10 protein-coding genes are annotated in these 9,209 nt (G+C 71.8%); 4 read left to right on the top strand and 6 right to left on the bottom strand.

Annotated features, from left to right (window positions below; translation table 11 throughout):
- Positions 1–231: 231 nt before the first annotated feature.
- Together J4E96_RS18725 and J4E96_RS18720 are read right to left on the bottom strand one after the other, a co-directional pair.
- Positions 232–1,620, bottom strand: coding sequence for a CotH kinase family protein (locus tag J4E96_RS18725; RefSeq protein WP_227423535.1), 1,389 nt, complete (start codon positions 1,618–1,620; stop codon positions 232–234).
- A 55-nt stretch (positions 1,621–1,675) separates the two neighbouring features.
- Positions 1,676–1,858, bottom strand: a complete 183-nt coding sequence (locus tag J4E96_RS18720; RefSeq protein WP_227423534.1) for a hypothetical protein — start codon at positions 1,856–1,858, stop codon at positions 1,676–1,678.
- 17 nt (positions 1,859–1,875) lie between these two features.
- Here J4E96_RS18720 and J4E96_RS18715 point away from each other — a divergent pair, with 17 nt between their 5' ends.
- The 3 genes from J4E96_RS18715 to J4E96_RS18705 all read left to right on the top strand — a co-directional run bounded on the left by J4E96_RS18715 (position 1,876) and on the right by J4E96_RS18705 (position 3,625).
- Complete coding sequence (locus J4E96_RS18715; RefSeq protein ID WP_227423533.1) at positions 1,876–2,535, top strand: hypothetical protein; 660 nt, start codon at positions 1,876–1,878, stop codon at positions 2,533–2,535.
- Between the two features lie 202 nt (positions 2,536–2,737).
- The gene (locus tag J4E96_RS18710; RefSeq protein ID WP_227423532.1) at positions 2,738–3,337 is read left to right on the top strand and encodes a hypothetical protein; all 600 of its coding nucleotides are present in this window, start codon (positions 2,738–2,740) and stop codon (positions 3,335–3,337) included.
- 63 nt (positions 3,338–3,400) lie between these two features.
- Positions 3,401–3,625, top strand: coding sequence for a hypothetical protein (locus J4E96_RS18705; protein ID WP_227423531.1), 225 nt, complete (start codon positions 3,401–3,403; stop codon positions 3,623–3,625).
- A gap of 20 nt (positions 3,626–3,645) precedes the next feature.
- On the opposite strand, the gene J4E96_RS18700 is transcribed toward J4E96_RS18705, so the two are convergent.
- Entirely contained in the window at positions 3,646–4,212 is a 567-nt protein-coding gene (locus J4E96_RS18700) for a DUF1697 domain-containing protein (protein WP_227423530.1), read from the bottom strand.
- A gap of 60 nt (positions 4,213–4,272) precedes the next feature.
- Complete coding sequence (locus J4E96_RS18695) at positions 4,273–6,765, bottom strand: GH36-type glycosyl hydrolase domain-containing protein (protein WP_227423529.1); 2,493 nt, start codon at positions 6,763–6,765, stop codon at positions 4,273–4,275.
- 231 nt (positions 6,766–6,996) lie between these two features.
- Between J4E96_RS18695 and J4E96_RS18690 the strand changes: the two genes are divergently transcribed.
- Entirely contained in the window at positions 6,997–7,440 is a 444-nt protein-coding gene (locus J4E96_RS18690; RefSeq protein ID WP_227423528.1) for a hypothetical protein, read from the top strand.
- Here the strand turns inward: J4E96_RS18690 and J4E96_RS18685 are convergent.
- A complete protein-coding gene (locus tag J4E96_RS18685) occupies positions 7,409–8,113 on the bottom strand; it encodes a DedA family protein (protein ID WP_227423527.1) in 705 nt (234 codons plus the stop codon). The two genes, J4E96_RS18690 and J4E96_RS18685, sit on opposite strands and share 32 nt — an antisense overlap.
- A gap of 124 nt (positions 8,114–8,237) precedes the next feature.
- On the bottom strand, positions 8,238–9,146 hold the full coding sequence (locus J4E96_RS18680) for a septum formation family protein (protein WP_227423526.1): 909 nt from the start codon (positions 9,144–9,146) through the stop codon (positions 8,238–8,240).
- Positions 9,147–9,209 lie beyond the last annotated feature (63 nt).

Here is a 9,209-nt window from a genome sequence, read left to right as displayed (position 1 = left end):
GGGTCGAGGTGGGGCGGGGCTACGCGGCCACTGGCTGTGCAGGTTCTGTGACCATGCTGGCAGGTTTGTGTGGTCCTGTGGTGTTAAATGTGTGTTTCAGACACTATGACCGAATGGTGCTGATTGTCATGTCCCTCATCCTCATCGCCGGCGTGACGGCCGCGCTCGTGCGGCGCCGCTGAGGCTGCGGCGCCGCTGGGTCTGCGGGGGTCTGGGTCTGCGGGGTGCCGCTCAGTCGAAGTACTCGGCGATGGCCGCGGCCTCGGTGTCGATGGTCTCCGCGCTGACCAGGTCGCTCGCGCCGTCGGTGAGCACATCGGTCCACGTCTCGAGCACCTCGGCGGCCGTCCCGCTCGTGTAGAGGGTCTCGGTGAGGTCGGCGAGCGTGGTCTCGTACAGCGCCGCGAACGTCTCGTCCGCCATGAATCGTTCGGCCAGGACGTTCCCGCCCATCGAGCCGTCCATCCCGCCCGCCATGTCCGAGGGCATGTCGGTGGGCATGTCGGTAGGCATGTCAGTCGGCATGTCGGTGGGCATGCCGCTGGGCAGCTCCCCGTCCGCCGGGAGCTCGGGCCGGGCGCCGCCGGCCGCCGCCCCGTCGCCACCGGGCGCCGCTCCGCCTGCGCCGCCGCCCATGTTCATCGTCCCGAACGACAGGTTCTGGTCCCACGCGACGACGGTGAACAGGCCGCTCTCGGTGTCGTAGCGCAGGTAGGAGTTGTTCCCGGGGCCCGAGATGTCGTCGAAGTTGTCGACGAGCTCCTGCGCGGCGAGGTACGTCGCGAACGCGTCGACGTCGAGGTAGTCCGACAGCTCCGCGGTGAACGTCGCATCGTCGGCGCTGTCGAGGAAGGCGAGGAACTCGATGAGCGGCGTCAGGTCCTCCTCGCCGGTCTCCTGGTCGAAGACGTCCTCGTACGCCGCCGGGTCGTCGCCCCGGTAGGTGTAGTCGCCGCCGGACTCGGCCTTGTAGAGCAGCCCCGCCGTGCCGAACGTCGACTCCTCCCACGCCTCGTCGGGGTTCTCGATGACCAGACGCAGGGCCTCCTCCCCGCCGTTGACGCTGAACCGGGACGCGGTCGCCTGCTCGGAGGCGAGCCCGCTGAGCTCGAGCAGCTCGAGCGCCACGGCCTCGTTGAGCGCGGTCTCGGTGGTGTTGGAGCGCACCACGAACGACGTCGCGCCGTCGTACGCCTGGCCGTCCACGAACTTGTCGAGGCGCACGAGCCACGGCAGCGCGGCGGGGTCCTCGGCCTGCTCCGTGGTCAGGCCCTGCAGCGACGAGTTGCCCTTCAGGCGCAGCCCGACCTCCGTGAACTCCTCGCCGTCGATCGTCACGGTGGCGGTGATCCACCCCTTCGTGCCGTCGGCGAGGTACGCCGCGATCATCGCGTCGTACTCCGCGTCGTCGAACGTCACGGCGATCGTGTGCACGGCCGAGCTGTCGAACAGCGCGCTGGTCGCCGACGTCGAGGACGACGACGAGGACCCCTCGGTCGAGCCGTCCGACGCCGCGCACGCGGTCAGGCCCCCGAAGGCGAGCGTGGCGCCGAGCGCGAGGGCGCTCGTGCGGAGCCAGCGGCGGGGAACGCGGGGCGAGGCGGGGTGTGAGGAGGGCATGGCCCCAGCAAAGCCCCCGCGCGTGTGGCCGGGGTGTGCGGATCCTGTGCGGCGGCTAGGAGTCGCTCGGCGCGGCCGGCCCGGCGTCGTCGGCGCCCGCGGTCAGCCGCGCGTGCAGCCGGGCCCGGATCTCGTCGGGCGTGTAGGCGTCGCGGCGACGCTCGTCCTTCGCAATCAGCACGCCACCTGCTGCGACACCTGCGAACGCGGCCACTCCGAGGACCTTCCACCACTTCATCCGCCTAGGCTACAGAGGTGCTCGCGGACCGGATCGACCTGAACGAGGCTCTGACCGCGACGCGGACGGGTGACCTGTGGCTGTTCCGCGGCCACACGATCGCGGACCGGGCGATCCAGCTGACGACGAACAGCCCGGTGAACCACGTCGGGATGGCGGTCGTGATCGACGACCTGCCGCCGCTGATGTGGCACGCCGAGCTCGGCCGGTCGCTGCGTGACCAGTGGTCGGGCAGCCACCAGCGCGGCGCCCAGCTCCACGACCTGCGCGACGCGGTGACGGTCTGGGGCAACCGCTACGGCCAGCAGGCGTGGCTGCGCCAGCTCGACGCCCCCATCACGCGCGAGATGGAGGACGCGGTGCTGCGCACCGTCGCCCGCCTCGACGGCACCCCGTTCCCCTCCACGGCCGCGCTGGCCGGCCGCTGGCTGCGCGGCCGCGCCCCAAAGATCGGGCCCGACCGCGACGCGCAGCTCGAGACCGTCTACTGCGCCGAGATCGTGGCGATCACGTTCGAGGCCATGGGGCTGCTCGCCAGCGACCGGAAGTCGAGCTGGTTCGACCCGGGCCGGTTCTGGAGCGGCGACGAGCTGGGCCTGATCGGGGCGACGCTCGGCACGGAGATCGCGGTGGAGATCCCCGCGCCCGACCCCACCCCGGCGCCCGCGCTGCGCTGACCCGCGGGCCCGGCCGGGTGGCCGGGCCCGGGCAGCGCGCCCACCTGCGGATTCACAGGATCGGCGGCGTGTCTGGGACCCACCTGTCAATCCGCTGTCAAAGTCGGGATTTCGCTGCGCAAGCGCTGGGTCCGACCGATGAGCAGGGCGTGGATCGAACCGCCGGTCCGCTGCGCCCCCGCGCGTCACCGGAAGGACAGCGATGACCATCGCCAGCATCAGCTCCGCCTACTCGCAGCTGCAGGTCAGTGCGCTCAGCACGACGAGCGCGGCCAGCACCGCCAGCACGGCGCGTACGACGCCGACCCCCGCGACGGCACGGCCCGCCGTGCCGGAGGCGCCGGGGCACATCTCCGCGGCGGCCGAGGTGCTCGGCCTCTCGACGGACGAGATCACCGAGGCGCTCGCGGGCGGTTCAAGCCTTGCCGACCTCGCGCAGGAGCAGGGCGTGTCGCGAGACGACCTGATCTCCGCGCTCGTCGCGGACGCACCCGCCGACATGCAGGCCCTCGACAACGTCGAGGCGATGATCGGCAGCATGGTCGACCAGACCGGGCTCGGCGGCCCCGGCGGCGGCCCGCCGCCGGCCAACTCCTCCGGCGTGCTGGGGGACTCGATGACCGCGACGCAGCAGGACACGATCGATGCGTTGAGCGAGCTGATCGAGGTCGAGCCGTCCGAGCTCCTGGCGCAGCTGCGCAGCGGCACGAGCCTCGCCGACCTGATCTCGGGTGCCGGCCTGGATGTGAACGACCTCGCGGGCGCCGTCGAAGACGGCCTGCTCCTCGACGCCACCGCGTGAACCGGACGCACGTTGCTCGTCGGCGCCGGTCCACGGCGCCCGGAACCCCCAGAGGAGACACCCATGTCGATCGATGCCGTCAGCTCCGTCAGCTCCGCTTCCACCTCCGCCGCGGAGGCCGCCAAGACCCTCGCGCAGGCTCAGCTCACGCGCGAGGAGAAGCAGCTCGCGACCGACCAACGATCGGACGCCACCGCCGACGAGATCGCGGCGGACCGGGCGTCGGTGTTGCTCGCGCAGCTCGCTCTGGCGGAGGCCTCGGACTCGACCGTCGACGTCCTGCTGTAGCCCGACGGGCGCGCCGCGGGTCACTCGTCGAGGAGGGCGAGCAGTGCCAGCACAGTGGACCAGTTGCGCGCGGTGCCCAGCTGGCCCATCGCCCGGCCGACCTGCGGACGCGCGAGCTGCGCGGCCAGCACGCTCCGCCCCAGCCCGTCCGGGGTGTGCAGGTACAGGCAGCTGCCGACCACGGCGAGCTCGTCCCGGCTGCCGAGCTCGCGCGCCCGATCGGCTGCCGCGAGGCCGGCGGCGGCGCCGTCCGGGCCGATCACCTCGCTGTGGAACGTGACGTGCACGTGCTTGGGGTCGGCCTCGCCCGGGTAGGGGTTGCCCGCCACCACCTGCGCGAGCTCGGCGCGGGCCAGCACGACGACGCCGGGACTCGCCGTCGTGCGCTCGGCGACCGCCTCCTCGAGCCGGGCGGCCAGCCGTCGCGCCGACGTCTCGGAGCTCGCGAACACCAGGTTGCCGCTCTGGATGTACGTGGCGACGTTCCGGAACCCGAGCGAGACCGCGATCTCGCGCAGCTCGGGCATCGCCAGCTTGCCGTGCCCGCCCACGTTGACGCCGCGCAGGAGGGCCACATGGGTGCGCATGCGCCCACCCTGTCAGACGGCGCCGCGCTCAGACGGCGCCGCGCTCAGGCGGCGCCGCGCTCAAGCGGTGCCGACGATCACCTCGACCGCGACGGTCTGCCCGGCCGGGGCGTAGGCGATCGTGTTGCCCTCGATCGCGACGCCGTCGACGCTCAGCCGCGCGCCCTTGCCGCCGGCGTTGACCACGTGGATCACGTACGTCGCGCCGCGAGCGCGCCGGCGCACCGTGAACTCCGGGACGTCCGGGCCGATGCACGGGTCGACGACGAGGCCGTCGTAGTCGGTCCGCACCCCCAGGAGGTGCTGGCTGACCGCGACGAAGTTCCACGCCGCGGTGCCCGTGAGCCAGGAGTTCTTCGCCTCGCCGTGGCGCACGGCCTCCTTGCCCGCGATCATCTGCGCGTACACGTACGGCTCGAGCTTGTGCACCTCGCTGATGTCCTCGCGGTACGCGGGGGCGATGCGCTTGTAGTAGTCGAACGCGCGCGCGCCGTTGCCGACGACGGTCTCGCCGATGATCACCCACGGGTTGTTGTGGCAGAAGATCCCGCCGTTCTCCTTGTACCCCGGCGGGTAGGTCGAGACCTCGCCGAGCTCGATCTGGTAGCTCGTGTACGCGGGGTACTGGAGCACCATGCCGTGGTCGGTCGCGAGCAGCTCGTTGACCGAGTCGAGGGCGCGGACGGCGACGGAACGACCGCCGTCGGCGGGGATCTCTGTGCCGATGCCCGCCATGACGGCGAAGCCCTGCGGCTCGATCCAGATCTTGCCCTCGGGCTTGTCGTCCGTGCCGACCTTGTTGCCGTAGAAGTCGTACGCGCGCAGGAACCACTCGCCGTCCCAGCCGTGCTCGAGGGTCGCCGCACGCACCTGCGCGATCGACGCCCGGGCCGACGCCGCGACGTCGGCCAGGCCGCGCCGCTCGGCGAGCTCGGCGTACTCCGGGCCGATGTGCACGAACATCGCCGCGATGAAGACCGACTCGGCGACGCCGCCGGACTGGTTCTCGGTGGTCTGGAACGACTCGCCGGGCTCGGTCGAGAAGCAGTTGAGGTTGAGGCAGTCGTTCCAGTCGGCGCGCCCGATCAGGGGCAGGCCGTGCGGGCCGAGGTTGTTGACCGTGAAGGTGAACGACCGGGTCAGGTGCTCGAAGAGCGACTCGGCGAGCGACTCGTCGTTGTCGAACGGCACCTGCTCGTCGAGGATCCCGACGTCGCCGGTCTCCTTGATGTAGGCGGCCACGCCGAGGATGAGCCACAGCGGATCGTCGTTGAAGCCCGAGCCGATGTCGTCGTTGCCGCGCTTGGTCAGCGGCTGGTACTGGTGGTACGCGGAGCCGTCGGGGAACTGCGTGGCGGCGATGTCGAGGATGCGCTCGCGCGCCCGCTCGGGCATGAGGTGCACGAAGCCGAGGAGGTCCTGGTTCGAGTCGCGGAAGCCCATCCCGCGGCCGATCCCGGTCTCGAAGAACGACGCCGACCGCGACATGTTGAACGTGACGACGCACTGGTACTGGTTCCAGATGTTGACCATCCGGTCGAGCTTGTCGTCGCCGCTCGTGACGGAGTACCCCGACAGCAGCTCGGTCCAGTACGCGACGAGGGCGTCGAAGGCCGCGTCCGTCTGCTCTTCGGTGGCGAACCGCGCGAGAAGCTCGTGCGCGCCGGTCTTGTTGACCGTCTGCATCGCCGCGATGCCCGCGGCCTCATCGGCCGGCGCCCACTTCTGCTCGACCGGGTTCTCGAGGTACCCGAGCACGAACGTGTAGCTCGTGGACTCGCCCGGCTCGAGCGTGATCACGAGGCTGTGCGACCCGATCGGGTACCAGCCGCTCGCGACCGAGTTCGCGGACGCGCCGGCGAACGGCACCGCCGCCTCGCCGAGGGAGTTGTACGCGCCGACGAACGTGTCCCGGTCGGTGTCGAAGCCCGCGGCCTCGGCGTTGACGCCGTAGACGGCGTAGTGGTTGCGGCGCTCGCGATACTCGGTCTTGTGGTAAATCGCGCTGCTCGTGCCGTTGAACGGCTCGACCTCGACCTCGCCGATCGAGAGGTTGCGCTGGTAGTTCGTCTGGTCGTCCTGGGCGTTCCACAGGCAGAACTCGACGAACGAGAACAGCGTGACGGTCTTCGGCGCGTCGGAGGTGTTGGTCAGCGTGACCTTCTGCACCTCGGCGTTCTCGCCGAGGGGGACGAACAGCAGCGTCTCGACGCGCAGCCCGCCGCGTTCGCCGGTGATCTTCGAGTATCCGAGCCCGTGGCGGCACTCGAAGTGGTCGAGGTCCGCCTTGACCGGCAGCCACGACGGCGTCCAGACGTCGCCGCCGTCGTTGACGTAGAAGTACCGGCCGCCGGCGTCGGCCGGGATGTTGTTGTAGCGGTAGCGGGTTAGGCGCCGCATCTTCGCGTCGCGGTAGAAGGAGTAGCCGCCCGACTGGTGGGACACGAGCGAGAAGAACTGCTCGGACCCCAGGTAGTTGATCCATGGGTACGGGGTGTGGGGCGTCGTAATGACGTACTCGCGCGCGTCATCATCGAAGTGGCCGTAACGCATGAAGCACCTCTCGGTTCTCTCGGCTGCTCCCGCGGTGGGCCGGGCGACCCGCTGCCTTGCGGGTGCCGCGCGTTCTGCGGGTGTGGTCTGGTCGTCGGTGGCCTGGCTCGGTTGCATGGGAGCGCTCCCATGCAATCGCCAGAAGTGTAGCGCGACGGCCCGGAAATGGGCACCAGCGATTGCGGCAGGCGCCGCCCGTAGCATGGAGGAGGTCGACGGCGGGAGGCAGCCATGAATCGGCGTGAGCGGGAGCGTGCGAGTGCGCACGGAGGCAGCGAGAGGGTCGCGGACGAACGCGAGGCCGACGCGCGCGAGAACCTGGCCAACGCGCGAGGGGCGTCGCTCGACGCGCGGGAGGCCCTCGCCGACGCGCGCGACGTCGTCCGCGCCGAACGCGACGACGCCGCCCAGGCGATCGTGCACGATGCCGAGGAGCGCGACGACGAGGCCGACGCCCGGGACGACGTCGCCGACGCGCGCGAGCTCTCCGCGAGCCGCGAGGGCTTCGTCTCGGCGAACGCCCAGTTCGGCGCGGCCCAGCGTGCACGGCGGGCCGCCGCCCTCGACCGCGCGGACGCCAAGACGGACCGCGAGTCCTCAGCGACCGATCGCGCCGACCTGACCGCGTCTGATCAGGTCGTCGCTACCGAGGAGAGCACGCCCGAGCCGGGGTGAGGTCGCGGTCGAGCGCCGCCGTCGGTTCCAACTCCGACTCCGGCAACGGCGCGGCCCCGACGACGACGGTGGCGAGGTCGCGGCGAGCCTGGAAGCGCGCGACGAGCCGGTCGGCGAGCACGCCGAACGCGATCGCGAACGCGATGGCGACGACGAGGCTGAGCACCGGGTGGTCCTGGGCCCACGTGCCGGCGAGGACGCCGACGCCCACCATGTACGCGGACCAGGTCAGCCCGGCCAGGACGGTCAGCGGCACGAAGCGGCGGCGGGGGAACCCGATCGCACCGGCGACCATGGTGACCGCGACGCGGCCGATCGGGACGTAGCGGGCGGTCAGCATCAGCACGACGGGGCGGCGCAGGAGGCTCGTGCGCGCGGACGCGATCGCGCGCTGCGCCGCCCGGCCCCGCAGCCAGCGCCAACGCTCGACGCCGAGCCGGCGGCCGAGCTCGTAGGCGATGTTGTCGCCGACGATCGCGCCGAGCGCCGCGACGATCGCGATGCCCCACGTGTTGGGCACCCCCGCCGAGATGGACAGGGCGGCGAGCCCGACGACGACGACGTCGCTCGGGATCGGGGGGAAGAACGCGTCGATCACGACCCAGGCGAACACGACCGGGTAGACCCACGGGTGCGCAGCGCTCGCGAGCGCGAACTCAAGCAGACCGTCCATGCTGTGGGCCTCCGGGGCGGGTGCGAGTGGTGAACGCACCCAGCCTGCGGTGGCGCCGCGCGGCTGTCATCCACCCGTAGACCCACCCGCCGTACCGCGCACGCAGTACAGGGATGACGCCGGACTAGGTCGAGATGGCCTCGCTGCCGATCCAGCAGTCGATCGAGCGGTCGCCGGCCGCCCAGGTCGCGGCGTCGGGCCAGTACATCCACCAGGCGCCGTTCTCGTCGACGCCCGCGCTCAGGCAGGCCTGCGCGGACTCGTCCTCGATGGGGGCGTCGCCGGGGTACGGGGCGTCGGCGGGTGCCGTCAGCTCGGTGCGGTCGAGCCAGCGCCATGTGTGCGGCTCGTCGCACCGGACGAACGTGGTCGTCGCCGGTGCGGTGTACGGGCCGGTCGCGACGCCGTCGGCGGTGAGGGCGCAGGCCTCGAACGCCAGCGGGTCCGCTCGCAGCGCGGCCGCGAGGTCGGCCAGCGTGGGGGGTAGCGGCTGCATCTCCTGCGCGCTCTGGGCCTCGCCGAAGGCGTTCAGGGTCACGTCGCAGCGGACCTGCCGCTGCCCCGCTGCCCACTGCTCGGCCGTTGGCAGGTACCACATGACGTTCACCATGCTTGCCTCGGGTGCGCCGTCGGGCAGCACGTCGAGGGCCAGCTCGTGACACGCGCGGCCGACGACGGCGGCCGCCTCGCGGGTCGGCTCCGTCAGCTCGCGGGCGGCGTCGACCGGATACTCGAAGTCGGCGTCGAGCGACGGCGCCGCGACGGTGATCGAGTTGTGGCCGGCCCCGCAATCGACCGGCTCGCCGCCTTCCCACGTCAGCCAGCCGCTGGCGGCGACGTAGTCGTCCTCCTGCCAGCAGTCCCCGACGGCGAACGGGCCGCTCGCCGCGGCGGAGGCTGTCGGCTCGATCGGCGCGGGCGAGTCCGGCCCGTCCGGGTCGCCGGTCGCGCCGCACCCGACGAGCGCCAGCGCGCCGGCGAGCACCGCGGCGGCGAGGGTGGCGCGTCGGCGACGTCGCGAGTTGTGCTCCACGTGGGGGTGCTCCTTGCGCTGCGGGGCCGGACGATCACGTCGCGCGGATCGTACTGGTCGGGC

It is taken from the genome of Pengzhenrongella sicca, assembly GCF_017569225.1.
GTDB lineage: Bacteria > Actinomycetota > Actinomycetes > Actinomycetales > Cellulomonadaceae > Pengzhenrongella > Pengzhenrongella sicca.
The sequence above is the reverse complement of the archived record's forward strand: the minus strand, read 5'-3'. Positions and strand labels throughout refer to the sequence as shown.

What these genes read in the sequence shown, in the direction of transcription:
- J4E96_RS18725 (WP_227423535.1), bottom strand. Translation starts at nt 1,620, where the DNA reads ATGCCCTCCTCACACCCCGCCTCGCCCCGCGTTCCCCGCCGCTGGCTC.
- J4E96_RS18720 (WP_227423534.1), bottom strand. Translation starts at nt 1,858, where the DNA reads ATGAAGTGGTGGAAGGTCCTCGGAGTGGCCGCGTTCGCAGGTGTCGCA.
- J4E96_RS18710 (WP_227423532.1), top strand. Translation starts at nt 2,738, where the DNA reads ATGACCATCGCCAGCATCAGCTCCGCCTACTCGCAGCTGCAGGTCAGT.
- J4E96_RS18705 (WP_227423531.1), top strand. Translation starts at nt 3,401, where the DNA reads ATGTCGATCGATGCCGTCAGCTCCGTCAGCTCCGCTTCCACCTCCGCC.
- J4E96_RS18700 (WP_227423530.1), bottom strand. Translation starts at nt 4,212, where the DNA reads ATGCGCACCCATGTGGCCCTCCTGCGCGGCGTCAACGTGGGCGGGCAC.
- J4E96_RS18695 (WP_227423529.1), bottom strand. Translation starts at nt 6,765, where the DNA reads ATGCGTTACGGCCACTTCGATGATGACGCGCGCGAGTACGTCATTACG.
- J4E96_RS18690 (WP_227423528.1), top strand. Translation starts at nt 6,997, where the DNA reads ATGAATCGGCGTGAGCGGGAGCGTGCGAGTGCGCACGGAGGCAGCGAG.
- J4E96_RS18685 (WP_227423527.1), bottom strand. Translation starts at nt 8,113, where the DNA reads ATGGACGGTCTGCTTGAGTTCGCGCTCGCGAGCGCTGCGCACCCGTGG.